Here is a 19,715-nt window from a genome sequence, read left to right on the forward strand (position 1 = left end):
CGGCCCCGCGTGACGCCGACCCGGAGAATCGTTTACGCCAGCGCCTTGACCAGCAGCTCGAACTGAAGGTCGGCGCGCTGCGGAACGCCGAAGCGCTCGTCGCCGTACGGGAAGGGCGTCATCTTTCCCGTACGGCGGTAGCCGCGGCGCTCGTACCAGGCGATGAGATCGTCGCGCACCGAGATCACAGTCATGTGCATCTCACTCGCGCCCCAGCTCTCGCGGGCGGCCCGCTCCGCCTCGGCGATGATCACCTTGCCGAGGCCGGCACCCTGCAGGTCGGGCCGGACGGCGAACATGCCGAAGTAGGCGGCGTCACTCCGGGATTCGAGCTGGCAGCAGGCGACCAGGGCGCCGTCCCGCTCGACGATCAGCAGCCTGCCGTCGGCCGACTTGATGACATCGAGGACACCGTCGGGGTCGGTGCGCTGTCCTTCGAGGATGTCCGCCTCCGTGGTCCAGCCGGTCCGGCTGGAGTCCCCCCGGTACGCCGACTCGATCAGCGAGACCAGTGCGTCGGCGTCGGCGGGTTCGGCGTCCCTGAAGACGAGTTCACCGGCGGCCGGACGCGGGGTGGTGTCCATGAAAGGCGCTCCAAGATCTCTGCTGCTGCACGGGAGCACCGAGGGTAACGCGCGCCGGGCGGGTGCGCCTTGGGCATTATTTCAGTATACTTGTTGTATGCAATCTGTTGGGGTGGCTGTGGTCTCGGGCCGGGACAAGGCGTACGCGTTTCTCAAGGAGAACGTCCTCACCGATCCGGAGCTGCAGGGCACATTCCTGTCCGAGCAGGAGATCGCGGACCGTATCGGGGTCTCGCGCACCCCCATCCGCGAAGCGCTGCTGCTGCTCGCGGCCGAGGACCTGGTCCGGCTGGTGCCCAAGCGCGGCGCGCAGATCGTGCCGCTGACGGGGCGGGAGATCACCGAGCTGATGGAGCTGCGCGGCATGGTCGAGCGGTACGCCGCCGAGCGGCTCATCGCGGGTGACCGGGCCCCGGTGCGGGAGCTGACCGAGCTGCTGGAGCGTCAAAGCACCCTGAGCGGACCGGAATCGGCCAAGGAGTTCATCGCGGTGGATCACCTCTTCCACGCGACGATGGTGTCCTGCGTGGGCAACGCGCTGCTCGACCGGCACTACGACGGGCTGCGCAGCAGGCAGATCCGGGCCGGGGTGGTGGCGCTGTACAACCAGCACGGCCGGCAGGAGTCGGTCCTCGCCGAGCACCGGGCGATCCTGTCCGCGATCGCCGCCGGTGACGCGCCGGCGGCGTGCGCCGCGATCGACGGTCACCTGCAGACGACCCTCAAGGTGCTCCTGGCCGGCTGAGGCGCTCCCCTACAGCCTGCGGTTGGCCAGCACCGGCACGGCGCGGCGGACCGCGTCGACCTCGTCGATGTCCACGTCGGCCACCAGCAGCCCCGGTCCCTCGTCGAGCTGCCGGCGCACGGTCCCGTCCGGGCCGACGAGCGCGCTGCGGCCGATTCCGGTGGGGGCCTTCGAGGTCGTCGGCGTGCCGGAGGCCGCCGGGTCGGCCTGGTCGACGGCGGCCAGCCACAGGGTGGCGTCGAGCGCGCGGGCGCGGATGAGCAGGTCCCACTGCTCGCGCTTGCCGGGGCCCGCTCCCCAGGACGCGGGCAGCAGCGTGAGGACCGCTCCGGCGTCGGCATGGGCGCGGAACAGCTCGGGGAAGCGCACGTCGTAGCAGGTGGCGAGGCCGATGCGGATGCCGTCGACGTCGATGGTGACGACCTTCGCGCCGGGCGCGACGGTGTCGGACTCGGCGAAGCCGAAGGCGTCGTACAGATGGATCTTGTCGTAGGCCGCTTCGACGCCGGGCCCGGTGGCGAGCAGTGTGTTGGTCACCTTGCCGCCGGGCGCGGGAGTGAACATGCCGGCCACCACGACCAGGCCGCTGTCGGCGGCGATCCGGCGGACTTCCGTCGCCCAGGGGCCGTCCAGGGGTTCGGCGAGCGGTGCGAGCGGGGTGCCGAAGCAGGCCATCGCGGCCTCGGGGAAGACGACGACGCGGGCGCCGGACTCCGCTGCCCGGCGGGTTTGTTCCCGCAGCAGCCCCAGGTTGTGCTCGGGGACGGGGCCGGTGGTGATCTGGCTCAGGGCGATGCGCATGGGGTGGTTCCTTCCGGGGTGGGGTCAGCCGGTGGTGGCGGTCGGTGCGGGGGCGGACGGCTGTTGCGCCTTTCCCTTCCCCGGCTCGTCCTCGGAGCTGTCCGCGTCCCGGCCCAGGCAGATTCCGGTGATCGTGACGGCCGCGGTGACCGCGAGGTACAGGGCCAGCGGGAGCCAGCTGTCGTAGGCGCCCAGCAGCGCCGTGAACAGCAGGGGCGCGATGGCTCCGCCGATGACTCCGGCCAGTGTGTAGGCGAGCGAGGAGCCGGTGTAGCGCAGGCGCGGGGCGAACTGCTCGGCGATGAAGGCGGCCTGGGGCCCGTACATCAGCGAGTGGATCGCGAGCGCCACCACGACGCCGAGGGTGAGCAGCGGCCAGCTGCCGCCGCCGACCATGAGGAAGAACAGGAAGGGCCAGATTCCGGCGGCCACCGCGGAGACGCCGTACAGCAGGCGGCGGTTGATCCGGTCGGACAGGGCGCCGGCCAGCGGGATGAGGAAGACCTGCAGGGACGAGCCGATGAGGACGGCGGCGAGCGCCGAACCGCGGCTCATCTCCAGCTCGCCCGTCGCGTACGTCAGCACGAAGACGGTGAACAGGGCGTACAGCACATCGGGGGCGACCCGGCTGAGGATCGCGGCGGCCAGCGCGCGGCGATGGGTGGCGAAGACCTCGCGGATCGGCGCCTCGGGGCGGGTCTCCTCGGCGGCCATGGCCTTGAAGACCGGGGTTTCCTCCAGCTTGGCGCGGATCCACAGGCCGAAGCCCACCAGGACGCCGGAGAGCAGGAACGCCACCCGCCAGCCCCAGGACAGGAACTGGTCCTCGGTGAGCAGCACGCCGAGGGTCGCGAGCACACCGTTGGCCAGGAGGTTGCCGGCCGGCGGGCCGATCTGTGCGGCGGAGGCGTAGAAGCCGCGACGGCGCGGATCGCCGAACTCGCTGGAGAGCAGTACGGCCCCGCCCCACTCGCCGCCGACTCCGACGCCCTGGGCGAAGCGGAGCAGCACCAGCATGATCGGGGCCGCGACGCCGATGGTGGCGTAGGTGGGCAGCAGACCGATCAGGAAGGTCGCGACGCCGATCAGCACCAGGGTCGCGATCAGGACCTTCTTCCGGCCGATCACGTCCCCGAGACGGCCGAAGACGAAGCCGCCCAGCGGCCGGGACACATAGCCGACCGCGTAGGTGGAGAAGGCGAGCAGGGTGCCGGTCGTGGGGTCCTCGGAGGGGAAGAAGAGGTCCCCGAAGACCAGCGCGGCGGCCGCGGAGTAGATCGCGAAGTCGTACCACTCCAGGGCGGTTCCGGTGAGGCTGGCGAAGAACGCGCGGCGGACCGCGGCCTTGCCGGCCAGGGGCTTGTCGGTGCTCGTGCTGGTGCGCTTCACGTTTTCCGTCCTTGTGCGAGGGCGTGACGTCGACCTTTCGGCATACTTCTTGTATACAGGTCGTATGCGCAAGCCCTCCGCGCAAGGTTAACCGCTCCGATACCGCGACTGATGTGGAGATTTTCCATGGCGCTGCTGACCTTCGAACTCCCCGACGGCTCCACCAGGGACGTCGATGTCGTCCAGGTGCTGAACGCCGGATACGCCGGACGCAGCCAGGACGACGTGGCGGCGCACGTCGCGGAGCTCGCCGCGCTGGGCGTGCCCGCCCCGTCCGCGACCCCCGCGCTCTACCCGGTCTCGCCCTACCTCGCGCAGCAGACCGACCTGGTCAGTGTCCAGCACGGCGCGACCTCGGGCGAGGCCGAATGGGCGCTGGTGGTGGCCGGTGACGGGGAGCTGCTGCTGACGGCGGCCTGCGACCACACCGACCGTGAGCTGGAGGTGCACGGGGTGGCATGGAGCAAGAACGCCGGGCCCGATGTGCTCGCCCGCCGCGCCTGGCCGCTGTCCGACGTGACGGAGCGGCTCGACGAGCTGACCCTGCGGGCCTGGGTGACCCACGGCGGCGCCGAGACACTGATCCAGGACGGCACCCTGGCCGAGCTGCTCACCCCGGGGTACTGGGCCGACGTGCTGCGTGGGCGCGGCGACCTGATTCCCGGCACGGTGCTGATCTCGGGCACCATCCCGATGGCCGAGGGCGTGGACCAGTTCGCCGAGCGCTGGCGCGTGGAGCTGAGCGACCCGGGCACCGGAGATGTGATCCCGCTCGCCTACGACGTGGTCCGGATGCCGACGCCGATCGGCTGAGCGGCGCGGTGGGGCGGTGGCGCGAAGCCGTGGGGGTGCCCGGGACACGGGCGCTCCCGGCCTCGCCCCGGGATCGCGGATCCCCTAAGGTCCGGACGCATGGTCCACGTACTGAGCAGCAGGACGCTCCTGCACCCCACCGACCCCGACCGGTCCCGCGCCTTCTACGGCGACGCGCTGGGTCTCGCCGTGTATCGCGAGTTCGGCACGGGCCCCGAGCGCGGCACGGTGTACTTCCTCGGCGGCGGCTTCCTGGAGGTCTCCGGGCGCTCCGACACCCCGCCCTCCCCCGGCCTCCAGCTGTGGCTCCAGGTCGCGGACGCGAACGCCGCGCACGAGGAGCTGACGGCGAACGGCGTCGAGGTGCTGCGCCCGCCGGTGAAGGAACCCTGGGGGCTCGTCGAGATGTGGATCGCGGACCCCGACGGCGTACGCATCGCGGTCGTCGAAGTGCCCGAGGAGCATCCGCTGCGCCACCGGCCGTGAGCCGGGCCGCCGCCCGTCATTGGTCCAGCGCCCGGCGGGCGGCGGCGATGCGGTGCGGATTCCAGCCGGGGCGCGGCACCGACTCCAGCAGGAGCCGCGTGCAGGCGTGCCGGGGGTCGGCCAGGAGCCTTTCGGTCGGGCCCCGTTCGACGATCCGGCCGGCCCGCATCACCACGGCCTCATCGGTCGTCGCCCGTACGACGTCGAAGCGGAAGTCCACTCCGACGCGCTCGCCGTCCTGCGTGAACGCGAAGATCGGGCCCGAGTCACGCAGCCAGGAATCGTCGGTCGGCAGCTCGATGACCTCGATCTGCTCCCCGCAGGCGCTACGTGCCCCCGCGCCCCGCCCCGGCCCGGCCCGGCGATCATGATCACCGGCTCGAAGGCGGAGCTGGCACGCGCCACCGCCGCGCACTCCCCAGCGCCCAGTCGTAGGCCGGGCCCCGAGTTCCTGCCGGGTCGGCCATGCCATCAGGCATGCCTCGTGTTCGGCCCACTCGGCCGGCATCCGTGTACCCATCGTGCTCGCTCCGCCCTCCTGGCCGACCATCCGGCTGAAACTGCGGTCAAGGATTTCGGCCAGGAACGGCCGTGAGAATTTTTCCAGGACACCACCGGGTCCGCGAGAACAGCACGGCTCGGGGCGAGTTGCGCACCAGCACCATCTTCGAGACCGACCTGCGCGAGACCCTGGCGCAGTACACCCGGTCCTGGGTGAGTGATGTCGCCGAGATGATCCGCGCCGCACAGAGCGCCGGTTCGGCCGCGCCCGGGGCCGAACCCGAGGCCGCCGCGGAGCGCCTCGCGGCGCTGGTCGAGGGGATCAGCGAGCGGCGGCTCAGCGGCTCGCTCACCCTGGAGCGGGCCCGCGAACTGCTCGGCGGCGCCCTCACCGTGGAGCTCGGCGAGCGGTAGTCGGGGCCGGCCCCCGGCCTTTCCCGCCACGGCTCGCAGGGGTGGGGGCGGACTCGAACACCCCCGGTGAGCCCCCCATGTACCCCCGTGCGCTCGCATACGACGCAACGGCCCTGGGCATCGACGGGACGACACCGTCCGTCGAACGGGGAGGTTCGCCGTGCACGGAGAGACGATGTCCGGCTGGTTGCTCGTGGCGCTGTGCGCGGCGACCGGCGCGTACTGCCTGCTGCGCATGAGCAGTGGCGCGGGGGACCACCGCACGGGGGCGGGCAGCGAGGCCCTGATGGGATTCGGCATGGCGACGATGGCTTTGCCCGCGGCGGCGGTCGCGCCGCCGGTGTGGGGATGGGCGCCGTACGCCGCCGTGTTCGGCGCCGCGGCGCTGCGGGCCCTGGGCCAGTCCCGCGGGAGCGCGCACCACCTGCACCATGTGATCGGATCGGCCGCGATGGTCTACATGGCGCTGGTGATGGCGCCCAACGCCGGAGGTGCCGCGCACACGGGGCACGCTACCGGGTACGGCGCGGGCGGGATCCCGTTGCTGACCGGCGCCCTGCTGCTCTACTACGCCGGGTACGTCCTGCGGTCGGGGGTACGGCTGATGCCCGAGGCCGTGGTGGCGGCGGGCCCGGACAGCGGCGCGGCGGTCGGCTGGGGGGCGCGGCCGGAGCTGGCGCTGGCCTGCCGGCTGTCCATGGGCATCGGCATGATCGCGATGCTGGTCACCCTGTGAGAACGCCACGTTTTCTCCTACCGGGGCGGCTTTTCTCCCCTCCCCGGTCCTCGGCGAAACCGTGGCCTGCGTCACTTGCCGCGCGAGGCCGTACCGCCAGGTAGCACCGCCTCATAGGCTGACCCCATGACGGTCTCCCTCGCGCTTCTGCTGCTCGGCGCCCTTGCTGCCGTCGCGGCCCCGCGGCTCATGTCGCGCGCCGACTGGCGGGATCGCGAGCCCGTGGTGGCGCTGTGGGTGTGGCAGTGCGTGGTGGCCGCCGTGCTGCTGTGCTTCGCGCTGTCGATGACGTTCAGCGCGGCCGCCGCCTGGCAGGCCGTACGGGGCCAGGTGTTCGCCTCCGCGCCGCACGGCGTGATGGAGGCGTACGCCCTTGCCGCGTACGGCCCTTGGTCGGCCGTCATCGCGGTGCTGCTGGCGTGCGGAGGCGCCTGGACCGCGGCGATGCTGGCCCGGGAGATCCGCCGGGCGCACGTGGGCCGCAGGCAGCGGCGCGCGGAACTGCTCGTACGCTCCCCGCTGCTGCCCGGCGAGGAGCCCGGCAGCGACCGGCTCGTCGTACTGGAGGGCGAGCGGCCCGACGCCTGGTGGCTGCCCGGCGCGGCGCCCCAACTGGTCATCACGACGGCGGCATTGCGGCGCCTGAAGGGCCGCCAGCTCGACGCCGTGCTGGCGCACGAGCAGGGACACGCGCGGGCCAAGCACGACTGGCTGCTGCACTGCGCGTCCGCGCTGGCCATCGGCTTTCCGCAGATCCCGGTGTTCGCGGCGTTCCGTGACGAGATGCACCGGCTGGTGGAGCTGGCCGCCGACGATGTCGCCTCGCGGCGGTTCGGCCGCCTCACGATCGCGCTGGCCCTGGTCGAACTCAACGAGGACCGCGGCGTGTTCGGCCCCTGCGCGACGCAGGACGGGGAGCTTCCGCGACGCGTGCACCGGCTGCTCTCGGCGGCCCCCCGCCTCACCGCGGGCCGCCGACTCCGGCTGACGGCCGCCGCCTCGTTCGTCCCGGTGGTGCCGCTGCTGGTGGCTTTCGTGCCGGGGCTGCGCGCCCTGGGATAGTTTCCACCGCCGGTCGTGGGTGAGGATCTTTCCATGCACCCCCCACACCTGGCTTCGCCGGCCCGCCCCGCACCCCCGGCCGCCGTACGCACCGGTATCACCTTCACCGCCCTGTCGGGCGTGCTGCTGCTGCTGGTCGCGTTCGAGTGGGGGCCCCTGATGGCGTTCGACCGGACGGTCGCCAACGGCCTGCACAGCTCGGCGGTCGACCACCCCGGGATCACGAAGACCAACCGGATCCTGTCCGACTGGGTGTGGGACCCATGGACGATGCGCCTCCTGATGGCCGTCGCCGTCGGCTGGCTGCTGTGGCGGGGAGAGCGGCTGCTGCCCCTCTGGGCCGTCGCGACCAGCGCGGCGGGGACCCTGCTGCAGCAGGGCCTCAAGGCCGCGCTGGGACGCGAAAGGCCCCAGTGGCCCGACCCGGTCGACTCCGCGCACTTCGCGGCCTGGCCGTCCGGCCACGCGATGACGGCCACGGTCACCTTCGGACTGCTGGTGTGGCTGCTCGCCCTGCGCGGCGCGGACCCCCGGCTGCGCGCCGCCGTCCTCGTGGTGGGCGTGGTGTCGGTCGTCGGCGTCGGCCTGACCCGGATGTATCTCGGCGTGCACTGGCCGACCGATGTGCTCGGCGGATGGCTGCTGGGGGTGGCACTCGTGGCCCTCTCCGTCGTGGCGTACGGTCGTCGGCCCGCCTCCCGGCCAGGAGCGTCCGCATGACGATCAAGGCCGTCCTCTTCGACTTCTCCGGCACGCTCGCGAGGATCGAGCCGGCCGGCGCGTGGCTCCGCGCCGTCATCGACGAGCTGGGTCTCGGCGTGCCGCCCGAAGCGTTCACCCGGTACACGCGGCAGCTGGAGGAAGCGGGGGCGCTGCCGGGCGGGGCCTCTCCCCTGCGGGTGCCGCCGCATCTCGCGGACCTGTGGGCCACCCGCGACGAGAGCGCGGAACGCCACCGCGCCGCGTACACGGGCCTCGCCCGCCAGGTGGAGCTCCCGGACGTACGCCTGTACGACGCCCTCTACGAGCGTCACATGTCGCCGGCCGCCTGGCGGCCGTACCCCGACACCGCCGAGGTGCTCGGCGAGCTGCGCCGCCGAGGCATCGCAGTGGCGGTGGTCAGCAACATCGGCTGGGACCTGCGGCCGGTGTTCCGCGCGCACGGGCTGGACGCGCTGGTGGACGCGTACACCTTGTCGTACGAGCACGGCATCCAGAAACCGGACCCACGGCTTTTCGCCGCGGCCTGCGCGGCTCTCGGGCACGACCCGCTGGAGGTCCTGATGGTCGGCGACGACCGGCACGCGGACGGCGGCGCGGCCGAACTGGGCTGCGCGGTGCGGTTCGTTGACCATGTGCCCGCCCAGGAGCGGCCCGCGGGGCTGCGCCCGGTGCTCGACCTCGTCGGTTGATCCGCCTCGCGCGGGAATCCGTGCAGCCGCCGAGTCCGGGCGGCCCGTCGATACAGTGACCGCATGCCAGCCACGGATCTTGAACGCATCGCGGCCTTCCGTGCGTCCTTCGCCAGGCGCCAGGCCGCCGAGACCACCGAGGTGCCCGGTGGCGTGGCGGTGCTAACCCCCGAGTACGCGCACTCCCCCGAACACAACCAGATCGTCATCGACGACACGGCGCCGCCCGCCCGGCTCCCCGCCCTCGCGGACTCCGTGCTCGGGCACCTGGCCCACCGCCGGATCACCGTGCTGGACGACGCCGTGGGGGCCGCCGTCGCACCGGCGCTCACGGCCGCCGGGTACACCCACGCGACCGAGCTCGTCATGGTGCGCTCCGGCAAGGCCGCCGCCCCCGACCCGCGGGTGCGCACGGTGTCCCTGAACGAGCTGCGGCCGGCCACCGTCCGGCAGTTCCGCAGCTGGCTGCCGGACGCCGACGACGGGGTCATCAGCCAGCTCGCCGACTCCCGCGCGGCCAGGCTCGGCGGCGCCGAACGGGTCGACTTCTTCGCCGTACGCGACGAGAACGGCACCATCAGCGCCTGGGCCGACGTCTATCTCGAACCGGATCAGGGCATCGCCCAGCTGGAAGGCCTCATCACCGCCGACCACCACTCCGGGCGCGGCTACGCGAACGCGATCCTGTCGACCGCCGTGCACCACGCCGGGGACTCGGCCCTGCTCTTCCTGGTGTCCGACCCCGAGGGCTGGCCGCAGCGCTGGTACGCGCGCCGCGGTTTCACGGCCGTCGGCCGCTCCCACGTCTTCGCCTGGCAGGGCTGAGCCGCTCGGCTCCCCCGATGAAAAACGCCATTCGTATCCGGCAGTCCCCCGCGCCGCCGGATACGAATGGCAAGCCCACGATACGAACCCCGGACGGGGTCGGTCGTGGGACAACTGAGTATATTGGCTCAGAGCCAGTCAACGCAGGAGTACAGCATGTCCCCGCGTAGCGCATCGGTCAATGAAGAGTTGCGACGACGTTCAAGGGAGCGGCTGCTGCAGGCGACCGTGGAGCTCGTCGGGGAGTACGGATACGAGGCGACGAAGCTCGGAGACATCGCCGACCGGGCCGGCGCGGCCCGGGGGCTGGTGTCGTACTACTTCCCCGGGAAACGGCAGCTGCTGCAGTCGGCCGTGCATCGGCTGATGCACATGACGCTGCAGGCCGCGCTGGAGCGTGAGCCCCGCACGGAGGACGGGGACGAGCTTCTTGCCCGCGCCATCGACGCCATCCTGGGCCTGGCGCGCGAACAGCCCCGCCTGATGCGCACACACATGGCGGGCATTTTGCAGGCCGACGGCTTCGTGCGGTGTCCGGAGCAGCAGCGGCTCGCGCAGTTGCTCCGCGACACGGTGGTGCACTACGGCTCGCCCGAGGTGGACGTCGACTATCCGCTGCTGCGCGCCCTGCTGATGGGCGCGGTGTTCGCCGTGCTGCTGCCCGGCGCCCCGATGCCGGCGACCCTGCTGCGGGCCGAGCTGTTCCAGCGGTACGGGCTGGACTGGGAACGCGGTGTGCCGCCGGGCGGGGAACCGCCCGGCGGCACACGTACCTCCGCGTCGGATCAGCGGCGGTAGTCGGGCTGGGTCTGGACGTTGAGCTCGTCCAGCCGCACCCTCTTCGCGCCGTCGGTGCGCTTGTCACTGAGCTTCAGGACGTCGAAGCCCTTCGCGATGTCGTTGGAGTAGATGTAGCCGTTGTAGTAGTACGCCGACCAGGAGCCGCCGGTCACCAGGGTGTCGGTGCTGAGGGGACCGCGCTCGAAGTAGGCGATCTCCTTGGGCTTGGCGGAGTTGGTGAAGTCCCAGACGGAGATGCCGCCCTGGTACCAGGCCTGGACCATGATGTCCTTGCCCTTGACCGGGATCAGCGAGCCGTTGTGGGCGACGCAGTTCTCGGTGTCCGCCTGGTGGCGGTCGATCTTGTAGTAGCTCTGGAAGACCAGCTTGCGCTTGTCGCCCTTGCCGGTGATGTCGTAGATGCCGTCGGCGCCGCGGTTCGGGCCGATGGCGGCGTTGCAGGTGGCCGCGCCGCCGCCGCCGAGCTCGTCGGTGAAGACGACCTTGTCGGCCTTCTGGTTGAAGGTCGCCGAGTGCCAGAACGCGAAGTTGACGTTGTCCTGGACGCGGTCGATGACCCTCGGCTTCTCCGGGTCCTCGATGTCGAAGATGATGCCGTCACCCATGCAGGCACCGGCGGCCAGGTCCTTCGAGGGCAGCACGGTGATGTCGTGACAGCCGGTGGTCTTGGAGACGCCCGGGTTGGTGGGCGCGCCCGGGTTTCCGCCGTCCGGGAAGAGCACCGGGAAGTCGACGATCGCGGACTCCTCGGGGGCACTGCGCGGCACCTTGATGATGGAGATGCCGTCGTGCGGCGGCTTGCAGTCCGGGAACGTGTCGCTCGGCGAGTACGAGGAGACGTAGACGTAGACGTTGCGCCGCTCGGGAACGAGCGTGTGCGTGTGCGATCCGCACGCCGTCTCGACAGCGGCGACGTACTTCGGGTTGCTCTTGTCGCTGATGTCGAAGATCTTCATGCCCTCCCAGGAGGACTTCTCCGTCGCGGGCTGCGTGGTGCTGGTGCAGGAGTCGTCGCTGCGCGAGGAGTCGGTGGAGAGGAAGAGCAGGTCTCCGGAGACGGAGATGTCGTTCTGCGAACCGGGACACAGAACCTGCGCGACGGTCCTGGGAACCTTCGGGTTGCTGATGTCGAAGATCCGGAAGCCGTCGTAGTTCCCGGAGAAGGCGTACTCGCCCTGGAAGGCCAGGTCCGAGTTGGTGCCCTTGAGCGCGTCCTTGGGGATGTTCGCGAGGTGCTTGATGTTCTTGCTGTGGACGATCTCGTCCACGCCGGGTATCTCGCCGCTCTCGATGGCAGCCCGCGCTTCGGCCTGCTGCGAGGTGGTGACGCCCTTCTTCTTCGCAGGCGCGTCTCCCGGGTCGGGCGTCGCGGCTGCGGTGCCTGCCGTCAGCAGGGTGGCAAAGAGACCGGCCGCGGCTACTGCCACGCCCAGACGTCTGCGCCGCACTGTGGTGTTGTGCAACGAGGTCACTGCGTCCTCCCTTGTGTCCGTTCATGGTTGAACGGTTCGCGGACCTCGGCAGTATCTTCCTTTGCATGCACATCTCAACAGATGGCAACGAAGACGTAATAGAAGTCGGCCTCCAACTGCCCGTTGTGTCCCAAGGAGTCACCATGTCGTTCCGTCGCAGGTCCGCACGCTTTCGACCGCTCGCCCTCACGGCGACGTCGGTCGCACTCCTTGCGTTCGGCCTGGGTGCGTGTGATGCGGGCAACGACGACCGGGGCGCGTCGCAGCCGAAGGCCGCCGCGGGGCCCTCGGTGGTGGCGCCGGGCAAACCGGGCGAACCCGCGAGGACCCTGTCGGCGGACGAGGCCGCGGAGGCGGGCACCGACGACTCGCCGAACTCGGCCGACTTCGGTTACACACACATGATGATCAAGCACCACCGCCAGGCGCTGGTCATGGCGCAACTGGCCCCGAAACAGGCTCATTCGACCCAGGTGAAGCGGCTGGCCGAGCGGATCGCGGGCTCCCAGGGCCCGGAGATCGGCGCCATGCAGGGCTGGCTCGACAACAACGACGGGGCGAAGCACAAGGGCGGGCACGAGCACGAGGCGATGGCGGGAATGGCCTCCGAGAAGCAACTCGCGCAGTTGCGCGGGGCGAAGGGCGAGGCCTTCGACGGGCTCTTCCTGAAGCTGATGACCACTCACCACGAGGGCGCCATCGCGATGGCCACCGACGTCCGCGCACAGGGGAACAACATCCTGATCGAGGAGATGGCGAGCGATGTCGTCGCCCAGCAGACCGTCGAGGTCGGCAGGATGCGCGACATGAAGTGAGCCCCGCGCACCGAAGGGCTGACGACGCCCGTCGCGCGCCGGGCGCCAGCACCGGCAGGCCTTCACCGGCCGTCCCCCGATCACGCCGCCGCGCACCGCGCCGCCGTCGAAAAGCGGCGGCAGGCGGGCGCGCAGGCCCTCGAAGCGACCCGCCGCCACGGCCCCGCGCCACGAAGACACCGCGGCCCATCTCCCGCAGGACCGCACTTCGGTGCGATGCTGGAGTCATCCTGCGGGAAGGAGCCCCCGCCGTGCTTCGCGTCGCAGTCATCGGTTCAGGCCCGAGCGGGGTCTATGCCGCGCAGGCCCTGGTGCAGCAGGAGACGGTGCCCGACGTGCGGGTGCACGTACTGGACCGGCTCCCCTGCCCCTACGGTCTTGTGCGGTACGGCGTCGCGCCGGACCACGAGAAGATCAAGTCGCTGCAGAACAATCTGCGGACAGTCCTGGAGCACGAGCGGGTCACCTTCGCTGGCAACATCGAGGTGGGATCACCCGCGCTTCCGTCCACCCGGCTCCTGGAGCTCTTCCACGCGGTGGTGTACTGCGTCGGGGCGGCGACGGACCGTCGGCTCGGCGTCCCGGGCGAGGATCTGCCGGGCAGTTGTTCCGCGACCGACTTCGTCTCCTGGTACAGCGCGCACCCGGACGCGGCCCCCAACGCCTTCGCGCTGGGCGCCCGTTCGGCTGTCGTCATCGGCGTGGGCAACGTGGCGGTGGACGTGGCCCGGATCCTTGCCCGCGGCGCCCAGGAGCTGCGTCACACCGATGTGCCGCAGCCGGCGCTCGGCGTTCTGGCCGACAGCCTGGTGCGGGATGTGCACATGGTGGGGCGGCGCGGTCCTTCGCAGGCGAAGTTCACCACCAAGGAGCTGCGGGAGCTGGGCACGCTGCCCGACGCCCGGGTGGTGGTCCGGCCCGACGAGCTCGCCCTGGATCCCGACTACGCCCGGCCCGCGGCCCTGCCCGCCGTGAACCGGCGCAACGTCGAGGTGCTGCGGGGCTGGGCGGACAGCGCCACCGAGGACCGGGAGCGCCGCGTCCACCTGCGATTCTTCCTGCGGCCCGTCGCGATCCTCGGGGAGGACGGGCGGGCGGCGGGGGTCCGGTTCGAGCGCACCGTGCCGGACGGCTCCGGCGGCGTACGCGGCACCGGAACGTACGAGGACATCGAGGCCCAGCTGGTCCTGAGGTCGGTCGGCTACCGGGGGACGCCGCTCGCCGGGCTGCCCTTCGACCCGGCGCGCGGCACGGTGCCGCACGCCGCCGGGCGGGTGCTGCGGGACGGCGTCCCGTCACCCGGGGAGTACGTGGCGGGCTGGATCAAGCGGGGTCCGACCGGCGTGATCGGCACCAACCGGCCGTGCGCCAAGGAGACCGTGACCTCGCTGCTCGCGGACGCGCCCGCGCTGGCCGGGCGTCCGCTCCCGGACGACCCCGTCGACGTACTGCGCGCATCGGGGCTCCGGCCGGTGGAGTGGCCGCAGTGGCAGGCGATCGTGGCGGCGGAGGCGGCGCTGGGGGTTTCGCTGGGCCGCGGCTCCGTGAAGCTCCACGACTGGGCGGAGCTGCTGTCGGCGGCCCGCAGGACGGACTGAACCGGGCGCCCGCTCCGCCGGGTCGGCGTGCCCGCCCGGCCCCGGCGGGTCGGACAGCGGCCTACTCCAACCGGTCCGCCTGCCCGTCCGCGGCGGCCAGCAGGCTGTCGAACAGGCCGGGGAAGAGTGCGTTCAGGTCGTCGCGGCGAAGGCCGTTCATCTTGGCCGTGCCCCGGTAGACCTGCTGGATCACACCGCTCTCGCGCAGCACCCGGAAGTGATGGGTGGTCGTGGACTTGGTGACGGGCAGGGTGAAGTACGAACAGGGGAGCGCGGCGTCGACGACCGCCATCTCGCGGACGATGCGCATCCTGATGGGGTCGGAGAGCGCGTGCAGCACCCCTTCGAGGCGGATTTCGTCGCGCGCGGGGTGTGCGAGTTCTCGACTGGTCGTGGCGGCGGTCACGGCGACTCCACTCTCGTCCTGGATCTTCGGCTTGCGGCTCTGTCCTGATTCCCGGTCTTCATCATTCCTGGTCCTCATCCCCGGGATCTCCGGACTCCATTGTACGAGAGGCGCCGTAGTTTGACATTCCCCGTACTACGATGTGTATCGTACGAGGCGTATTCGGCCCCTTGTGAATGGAGTCCGCCGTGAGCAGCCTGTTCGAGCCCTACACTCTGCGATCCCTGACCATCCCGAACAGGGTCTGGATGGCGCCCATGTGCCAGTACTCGGCGCAGCCGACCGGACCGGAGGCGGGAGTCGCCCACGACTGGCACTTCGCCCATTACGCGGCCCGCGCGGCCGGTGGCACCGGCCTGATCCTCGTCGAGGCGACCAGCGTGAGCCCCGAGGGCCGGATCAGCCCGTACGACCTCGGCATCTGGAACGACACCCAGGTCGAGGCCCTCGCCCGGATCACCCGCTTCCTCAAGAGCCAGGGCACGGTCCCCGGCATTCAGATCGCCCACGCGGGACGCAAGGCATCAACCGGCCGCCCCTGGGTGGACGGCGGGCCGGTCGCCGTGGACGCGGGCGGCTGGCAGCCCTCGGCCCCGAGCCCGGTCCCGTTCGAGGAGGGGCATCCCGTACCGGACGAGCTGACGACCAGACAGATCCAGCACATCGTCGGGCAGTTCACCGCGGCGGCCCGGCGCGCCCTGACCGCCGGCTTCGAGGTCGTCGAACTGCACGGCGCGCACGGTTACTTGATCGGCGAGTTCCTCTCCCCGCACTCCAACCACCGCACCGACTCCTACGGCGGCTCCTTCGAGAACCGGGTCCGCTTCGCACTCGAAGTCGTGGACGCCGTACGGGCGGTGTGGCCCGAGGACAAGCCGCTGTTCTTCCGCGTCTCCGCGACCGACTGGCTGGAGGAGAACGGCTGGGCCCCGGACGACACCGTCCGCCTCGCCGGTCTCCTCAAGGAGCACGGCGTCGACCTGCTCGACGTCTCCACGGGCGGCAACGCCTCCGGCGTCCGCATCCCGACCGGCCCGGGCTACCAGGTGCCGTTCGCCGCGCGCGTCAAGGCCGAGACCGAACTGCCGGTCTCCGCGGTAGGGATGATCACCGACGCGGCGCAGGCCGAGAAGATCCTCGCCAATGGTGAGGCGGACGCCGTCCTGCTGGGCCGCGAGCTGCTCCGCAACCCGTCCTTCGCGCGGCACGCCGCCCGCGAACTCGGTGGCGACATCCACGTCCCCGACCAGTACCACCGGTCGGTCTGATCGCGGCCGGCCCGCCTGCCCCCGTCCGAGGACAGGAACAAACGGGCCGGTGTCAGGCCCGCCGCCGGAGGCTGATGTCCGTGTCCGTGGCATAGCCCTGGGTCCACTGGCGGCCGGGGCCGGACGTCCAGGTGATCTGCGCCGTGGACCCGTCGACCTTCACGCGCTCGACCGTGATCGTCCGGTCGCCGCTGCGCACGTCTCCCCGGCGCAACTCCCCCGCCTTGACGGTCACCGGCTCCGTCTGCCGGGCGCTGTCCGCCTCCTCGGCCGCACGCACGAGAACGGCCGCCAGCTCCCGGGCCTGCTCGGGCGTGGCGAGCAGCCCGACGTACGCGCCGCCCCACGCACCGATGTGGACCTGCCCGACGCCCGCCTTCCCGGCCGGCCCGGCGGCCACCTCCACCCGGCCCGCCGAATCGTCCACGGTGTGCATACGGATCTCGGGCATCGCTGTCTCCTCGTGCGCCGACTCGTACGCCGACGGAATTACGCCTACGGACCGGCGGCTCGCTGCGGGGCGCGGGCGCCCACCGTGACCGTACCGATGTCACCAGTCCCCGTCGGACACCGGTTTCCCTGGCGCGTCCTTCAGCGGCTTGACCTGGTGCGGCGACGGCTCCTGCCACGGCGTGTGGTCGTCGCCCAGCCACTCGCCGGCGGGCTTCACCCCGCCCAGCGTGTCCGTGGGCGCGAGGTCCTCCCCGTCGGCGTCGTAGTAGTAGTCGAACCAGGGCAGCCCGGCGCTGGTGTACGCGGCCCGGTCCACCGGGGACGGCGGGGGCTCCTCGCCGGTGATCCGCCGCCACTCCGGGGGTGTCACCAGGTGGACGAACACCCGCCCCGACGTAGCCTTGGCCCAGTCCGCCGCGGGACGATCGTCCTGGTAGACCTCCTGGTGCATGGAGCCGCCGACGCCGAGCCCCATGGCCGCCGGCGCCCGGGGCGCGCCCCGATATTCGGCCGGGGCGGCGGCCATCTGCGCGCCGTAGCCGCCACCGGGCGTGGGCGGCGCCCCGAAGGCGACAGCGGGCGGGGGCGGCGGGTACGCCGCCCTGCGCTCCGCGAGCAGCCGCTGCTCCTCGCGCCACGCCGCCAGGGGCCCGTCCGCCAGGGGGAAGGACTGGAGCTGCACCCCGCCCCAGGTCTCCTCGCCGGTGACCTGGCCCTCCACCGTCGCGCCCATGCCCAGCGGCACGGCCACGAACTGCCGCACCGTGCCCTTGCCCGAGTTGATGCCGTCGAGCCACGGCTGGCGCGGCAGCGCCAGATAGTTCTGCGGGTCGCGCGCGAGCCGGCTGCTCCATGGCTTCCCGGACACCGCGCACACCTTGCCCACGCCCACCTGGAGGGCGGCCGGCTCCACGGTCCCGGAGAAGCTAAGCCACATCGCCTCCCGCAGATATACCGGGAGCATCACCCCGCCCCTCTCCAGCCACTGCGCCGGAGCCGTGTCCGGGTAGTCCTCGATCCTGCGCAGCGGGAAGGAGCCCAGGCCCGGCGGCAGCGCGTGCGTCCCCTGCTCGGGCAGCCGCAGCGTGCGTACGAACCCCACCCGCACCCCGCCCGGCAGTAGCAGGCTGTCCCCGTCGATCCGCACCGACCCGATGGTCACCGGCGCACTCCCCTCAGCTCGCTTACGCTTCCGCAGGTACAACGCCTCTTCCGCACCTGCCGGTTCCCCCTGCCCTCAATGCACATCGAAGGGACCGGTCGCGCCGGTGAACGGGCCCGACTCCGTATCGCCGAAGTAGCGCAGGCGATAGCTGCCGGGCGCCGTGTCCGCCGGGACGTGCCAGGTCACCGTGACGGTGGAGGCCGATCCCCCGGCCGCGGCCCAGCGGAAGGTGGTGGACCAGTCGCCGTCGTCGGCGGTCCGGATCCAGTCGCCCTCGCCGCCGTCGCCCCTGTCCGCGCGGAGCCGCTCCACCGCCAGATAGGTGCCGCCCCGGCGCAGGTCGTTGCCCGGGTGCGCGCCGACGAACCGGGCGGTGACCACGGCCCCGTCGCGTCCGAAGGACAGCACGTCGCCGAAGTCCCGGCCGGGATGGGGTCTGTCGCTCCCCTGCCGCCGGTGGCGCCTGCGCGGTGGGCGCAGGCGCTCCGGCGTGCCGCGCCGTGCCGGTGCGCCGTCCCGCATCGCTTCCGCGAGACCTGCCGCGCTCTGGCACAGGGCGGGCAGTTCCCAGCGCCCGAAGAGGGTGCTGCCGCCCTCGTACTCCTGGGCGTCGTACTCCTCGGGGGTGGTCACGTAGTGCGCGTACGCGTTGCTGTACCCGGCGACGAGCACCTGTTCCAGATCCGCGCCGACGATGTGCGCGACCGTACGGCGCAACCGGAGCCCCGCCACGATGGTGACCTCCGCGGGCAGGCCGATGAGGTACAGCGGCCCGATCCGCAGCAGTTGGACCGGGATCCGCTCCTGGACCATGGGCCTCAGCCGGTTGACGGGACCGGCGGGCAGGCACAGCCCCTTGGGCGACTGGGCGTCCCGGAGTCCGGGCGCCAGGGGGTAGATCACCTGCTGCGAAAGGGTGTCCCAGAGCAGGTTGCGGCCGGGCCTGAAGCCCCTGAAGCCCGGTCCGTCCGCCCAGGCGCCGGCGAAGGCGGACGCGCCCGCGACCGGGCCCGAAGTGCGGTGCGTACGGCCGTCTCCGGTGAATTCGGGCCGTACCGTCACCTTGGAGAGGTCGACATGGGTGAGCCGCGCGTCGAGGCGTCCGGTCAGCGTGTCGCCGTCCAGGGCGAGGGCCGCCTCGTACTGGCGGCTGCCGATGACGCGGGTGTTCTCGAACTCGTCGTCGGTGGGGCCACAACCCGGCCGGAGGTGCAGATTGGGCGACATGTCACCGGCGTTGGTCTGTGCGAACGCGCTCACCAGGCCCGCGCCCTTGGCGTGCCGCTCCCAACGGGACGCGGCGTAGCCCTTGTTGTCGGCGCTGATGAGCGTGTTGGTGTTGGTCATGCTGGTGTTGTGAGTGGCGAACCAGTTGACGACGCCCGCGAGTTGCCCGCCCCGTTCGATGCGCAGCACGGTGGTCTGCGGGTCCACCGCGTGCGGGAAGTGGGCCCGGTCGGCGGCGGGGTTGCGGTCGAAGGCGCGGCGTGAGCGGTTGACGCTGGCGCCCAGCAATTCGCCGTGGGCCAATCGCAGCACGGACGGGGCGAGGTCGGCGTGGGCGGCTCGGGCGGCCTCGACGATGCCGTCGACGATCGCCCCGTATGTCTGCTCGCGGAAGCCGCCGGTGTTGCTGTTGTAGAGCTCGTGGTGGAAGTAGCCGCCGGGGCCGCTGTGGGTGTGGGTGGCGGTGATCATCACGTTGGACTCGGTGTAAACGTCGGGCAGTCGCCGCAGGACGTCCCTGACGACGCCCGCGGACATCAGCGGCAGCTCGCAGACGACCAGCAGGATCCGCCGCCCCTCCCCGTCGCAGAGGGCGAACGCCCTCGCGTGCAGCCGGGTGTGGATGCCCGTCGACTGCTGCTCGGCCTTGCCGTAGCCGAGCATTCCGCAGCTCGCCGCCTCCCCCGTGATGTCCGCGATGCCACGCCCGGCCAGGTAGCTCGTGTGGGCAGTCATGTGCGTA

General features: G+C 71.7%; 22 protein-coding genes. 13 read left to right on the plus strand and 9 right to left on the minus strand.

Translation table 11 applies throughout. The features are described 5' to 3' along the window. Nucleotides 1–32: 32 nt before the first annotated feature. Entirely contained in the window at nt 33–584 is a 552-nt protein-coding gene (locus tag ACLLJJ_RS03190; protein ID WP_434587723.1) for a GNAT family N-acetyltransferase, read from the minus strand. A gap of 97 nt (nt 585–681) precedes the next feature. Here ACLLJJ_RS03190 and ACLLJJ_RS03195 point away from each other — a divergent pair, with 97 nt between their 5' ends. Continuing rightward, on the plus strand, nt 682–1,329 hold the full coding sequence (locus ACLLJJ_RS03195) for a GntR family transcriptional regulator (RefSeq protein WP_434587724.1): 648 nt from the start codon (nt 682–684) through the stop codon (nt 1,327–1,329). 9 nt (nt 1,330–1,338) lie between these two features. On the opposite strand, the gene ACLLJJ_RS03200 is transcribed toward ACLLJJ_RS03195, so the two are convergent. Together ACLLJJ_RS03200 and ACLLJJ_RS03205 are read right to left on the minus strand one after the other, a co-directional pair. Beyond that, nucleotides 1,339–2,130: a carbon-nitrogen hydrolase family protein gene (locus ACLLJJ_RS03200; RefSeq protein ID WP_434587725.1), complete on the minus strand. Its 792-nt coding sequence runs from the start codon at nt 2,128–2,130 to the stop codon at nt 1,339–1,341. A gap of 24 nt (nt 2,131–2,154) precedes the next feature. Beyond that, a complete protein-coding gene (locus ACLLJJ_RS03205) occupies nt 2,155–3,519 on the minus strand; it encodes an MFS transporter (RefSeq protein WP_434587726.1) in 1,365 nt (454 codons plus the stop codon). Nucleotides 3,520–3,645: 126 nt separating this feature from the next. Between ACLLJJ_RS03205 and ACLLJJ_RS03210 the strand changes: the two genes are divergently transcribed. Beyond that, complete coding sequence (locus tag ACLLJJ_RS03210) at nt 3,646–4,332, plus strand: DUF2848 domain-containing protein (RefSeq protein WP_434587727.1); 687 nt, start codon at nt 3,646–3,648, stop codon at nt 4,330–4,332. A gap of 99 nt (nt 4,333–4,431) precedes the next feature. Then, nucleotides 4,432–4,818, plus strand: coding sequence for a VOC family protein (locus tag ACLLJJ_RS03215; protein WP_434587728.1), 387 nt, complete (start codon nt 4,432–4,434; stop codon nt 4,816–4,818). Between the two features lie 16 nt (nt 4,819–4,834). Here the strand turns inward: ACLLJJ_RS03215 and ACLLJJ_RS03220 are convergent, their stop codons facing one another. Continuing rightward, nucleotides 4,835–5,338: an agmatine deiminase family protein gene (locus ACLLJJ_RS03220; RefSeq protein WP_434587729.1), complete on the minus strand. Its 504-nt coding sequence runs from the start codon at nt 5,336–5,338 to the stop codon at nt 4,835–4,837. 71 nt (nt 5,339–5,409) lie between these two features. Here ACLLJJ_RS03220 and ACLLJJ_RS03225 point away from each other — a divergent pair, with 71 nt between their 5' ends. The 7 genes from ACLLJJ_RS03225 to ACLLJJ_RS03255 all read left to right on the plus strand — a co-directional run bounded on the left by ACLLJJ_RS03225 (nt 5,410) and on the right by ACLLJJ_RS03255 (nt 10,566). After that, nucleotides 5,410–5,733: a TetR family transcriptional regulator C-terminal domain-containing protein gene (locus tag ACLLJJ_RS03225; RefSeq protein ID WP_434587730.1), complete on the plus strand. Its 324-nt coding sequence runs from the start codon at nt 5,410–5,412 to the stop codon at nt 5,731–5,733. Nucleotides 5,734–5,893: 160 nt separating this feature from the next. Beyond that, entirely contained in the window at nt 5,894–6,469 is a 576-nt protein-coding gene (locus ACLLJJ_RS03230; protein ID WP_434587731.1) for a DUF5134 domain-containing protein, read from the plus strand. Nucleotides 6,470–6,595: 126 nt separating this feature from the next. After that, nucleotides 6,596–7,531 (plus strand): M48 family metalloprotease, encoded by a 936-nt coding sequence (locus tag ACLLJJ_RS03235; RefSeq protein WP_434587732.1) that lies wholly within the window; start codon nt 6,596–6,598, stop codon nt 7,529–7,531. A gap of 33 nt (nt 7,532–7,564) precedes the next feature. Next, nucleotides 7,565–8,251 (plus strand): phosphatase PAP2 family protein, encoded by a 687-nt coding sequence (locus ACLLJJ_RS03240; protein ID WP_434587734.1) that lies wholly within the window; start codon nt 7,565–7,567, stop codon nt 8,249–8,251. Beyond that, nucleotides 8,248–8,943 carry an HAD family hydrolase gene (locus tag ACLLJJ_RS03245; RefSeq protein WP_434587735.1) on the plus strand — a complete coding sequence of 232 codons (696 nt, stop codon included), beginning with the start codon at nt 8,248–8,250 and terminating at the stop codon, nt 8,941–8,943. The genes ACLLJJ_RS03240 and ACLLJJ_RS03245 overlap by 4 nt, the downstream gene beginning before the upstream one ends. A gap of 63 nt (nt 8,944–9,006) precedes the next feature. Further along, nucleotides 9,007–9,768, plus strand: coding sequence for a GNAT family N-acetyltransferase (locus tag ACLLJJ_RS03250; protein WP_434587736.1), 762 nt, complete (start codon nt 9,007–9,009; stop codon nt 9,766–9,768). A gap of 156 nt (nt 9,769–9,924) precedes the next feature. Continuing rightward, complete coding sequence (locus ACLLJJ_RS03255; RefSeq protein WP_434587737.1) at nt 9,925–10,566, plus strand: TetR/AcrR family transcriptional regulator; 642 nt, start codon at nt 9,925–9,927, stop codon at nt 10,564–10,566. Here ACLLJJ_RS03255 and ACLLJJ_RS03260 read toward each other — a convergent pair. Further along, a complete protein-coding gene (locus ACLLJJ_RS03260) occupies nt 10,554–12,041 on the minus strand; it encodes an LVIVD repeat-containing protein (protein ID WP_434587738.1) in 1,488 nt (495 codons plus the stop codon). The two genes, ACLLJJ_RS03255 and ACLLJJ_RS03260, sit on opposite strands and share 13 nt — an antisense overlap. Nucleotides 12,042–12,184: 143 nt before the next feature. Between ACLLJJ_RS03260 and ACLLJJ_RS03265 the strand changes: the two genes are divergently transcribed. Continuing rightward, the gene (locus tag ACLLJJ_RS03265; RefSeq protein WP_434587739.1) at nt 12,185–12,856 is read left to right on the plus strand and encodes a DUF305 domain-containing protein; all 672 of its coding nucleotides are present in this window, start codon (nt 12,185–12,187) and stop codon (nt 12,854–12,856) included. A 251-nt stretch (nt 12,857–13,107) separates the two neighbouring features. Continuing rightward, the gene (locus ACLLJJ_RS03270; protein WP_434587740.1) at nt 13,108–14,454 is read left to right on the plus strand and encodes an FAD-dependent oxidoreductase; all 1,347 of its coding nucleotides are present in this window, start codon (nt 13,108–13,110) and stop codon (nt 14,452–14,454) included. Nucleotides 14,455–14,515: 61 nt separating this feature from the next. Here ACLLJJ_RS03270 and ACLLJJ_RS03275 read toward each other — a convergent pair whose 3' ends face one another. Beyond that, nucleotides 14,516–14,938 (minus strand): ArsR/SmtB family transcription factor, encoded by a 423-nt coding sequence (locus ACLLJJ_RS03275; protein ID WP_434587741.1) that lies wholly within the window; start codon nt 14,936–14,938, stop codon nt 14,516–14,518. Nucleotides 14,939–15,048: 110 nt separating this feature from the next. Here ACLLJJ_RS03275 and ACLLJJ_RS03280 point away from each other — a divergent pair, with 110 nt between their 5' ends. After that, nucleotides 15,049–16,128, plus strand: coding sequence for an NADH:flavin oxidoreductase/NADH oxidase (locus ACLLJJ_RS03280; RefSeq protein ID WP_434587742.1), 1,080 nt, complete (start codon nt 15,049–15,051; stop codon nt 16,126–16,128). Between the two features lie 52 nt (nt 16,129–16,180). Here ACLLJJ_RS03280 and ACLLJJ_RS03285 read toward each other — a convergent pair whose 3' ends face one another. The 3 genes from ACLLJJ_RS03285 to ACLLJJ_RS03295 form a co-directional block, all read right to left on the minus strand. Beyond that, nucleotides 16,181–16,579 (minus strand): hypothetical protein, encoded by a 399-nt coding sequence (locus tag ACLLJJ_RS03285; RefSeq protein ID WP_434587744.1) that lies wholly within the window; start codon nt 16,577–16,579, stop codon nt 16,181–16,183. Between the two features lie 99 nt (nt 16,580–16,678). Then, the gene (locus tag ACLLJJ_RS03290) at nt 16,679–17,743 is read right to left on the minus strand and encodes a hypothetical protein (protein ID WP_434587745.1); all 1,065 of its coding nucleotides are present in this window, start codon (nt 17,741–17,743) and stop codon (nt 16,679–16,681) included. A gap of 75 nt (nt 17,744–17,818) precedes the next feature. Then, the gene (locus ACLLJJ_RS03295; protein WP_434587746.1) at nt 17,819–19,708 is read right to left on the minus strand and encodes a neutral/alkaline non-lysosomal ceramidase N-terminal domain-containing protein; all 1,890 of its coding nucleotides are present in this window, start codon (nt 19,706–19,708) and stop codon (nt 17,819–17,821) included. Between the last annotated feature and the right edge of the window lie 7 nt (nt 19,709–19,715).

Source organism: Streptomyces sp. A5-4 (genome assembly GCF_051131715.1).
In the GTDB taxonomy this organism is placed as follows: Bacteria; Actinomycetota; Actinomycetes; order Streptomycetales; family Streptomycetaceae; genus Streptomyces.

Coding starts and splice junctions, on each gene's coding strand:
- ACLLJJ_RS03295 (WP_434587746.1), bottom strand. CDS start 19,708: ATGACTGCCCACACGAGCTACCTGGCCGGGCGTGGCATCGCGGACATC.
- ACLLJJ_RS03200 (WP_434587725.1), bottom strand. CDS start 2,130: ATGCGCATCGCCCTGAGCCAGATCACCACCGGCCCCGTCCCCGAGCAC.
- ACLLJJ_RS03195 (WP_434587724.1), top strand. CDS start 682: ATGCAATCTGTTGGGGTGGCTGTGGTCTCGGGCCGGGACAAGGCGTAC.
- ACLLJJ_RS03255 (WP_434587737.1), top strand. CDS start 9,925: ATGTCCCCGCGTAGCGCATCGGTCAATGAAGAGTTGCGACGACGTTCA.
- ACLLJJ_RS03265 (WP_434587739.1), top strand. CDS start 12,185: ATGTCGTTCCGTCGCAGGTCCGCACGCTTTCGACCGCTCGCCCTCACG.
- ACLLJJ_RS03210 (WP_434587727.1), top strand. CDS start 3,646: ATGGCGCTGCTGACCTTCGAACTCCCCGACGGCTCCACCAGGGACGTC.
- ACLLJJ_RS03285 (WP_434587744.1), bottom strand. CDS start 16,579: ATGCCCGAGATCCGTATGCACACCGTGGACGATTCGGCGGGCCGGGTG.
- ACLLJJ_RS03235 (WP_434587732.1), top strand. CDS start 6,596: ATGACGGTCTCCCTCGCGCTTCTGCTGCTCGGCGCCCTTGCTGCCGTC.
- ACLLJJ_RS03245 (WP_434587735.1), top strand. CDS start 8,248: ATGACGATCAAGGCCGTCCTCTTCGACTTCTCCGGCACGCTCGCGAGG.
- ACLLJJ_RS03250 (WP_434587736.1), top strand. CDS start 9,007: ATGCCAGCCACGGATCTTGAACGCATCGCGGCCTTCCGTGCGTCCTTC.
- ACLLJJ_RS03215 (WP_434587728.1), top strand. CDS start 4,432: ATGGTCCACGTACTGAGCAGCAGGACGCTCCTGCACCCCACCGACCCC.
- ACLLJJ_RS03275 (WP_434587741.1), bottom strand. CDS start 14,938: ATGAGGACCAGGAATGATGAAGACCGGGAATCAGGACAGAGCCGCAAG.
- ACLLJJ_RS03190 (WP_434587723.1), bottom strand. CDS start 584: ATGGACACCACCCCGCGTCCGGCCGCCGGTGAACTCGTCTTCAGGGAC.
- ACLLJJ_RS03220 (WP_434587729.1), bottom strand. CDS start 5,338: ATGGGTACACGGATGCCGGCCGAGTGGGCCGAACACGAGGCATGCCTG.
- ACLLJJ_RS03240 (WP_434587734.1), top strand. CDS start 7,565: ATGCACCCCCCACACCTGGCTTCGCCGGCCCGCCCCGCACCCCCGGCC.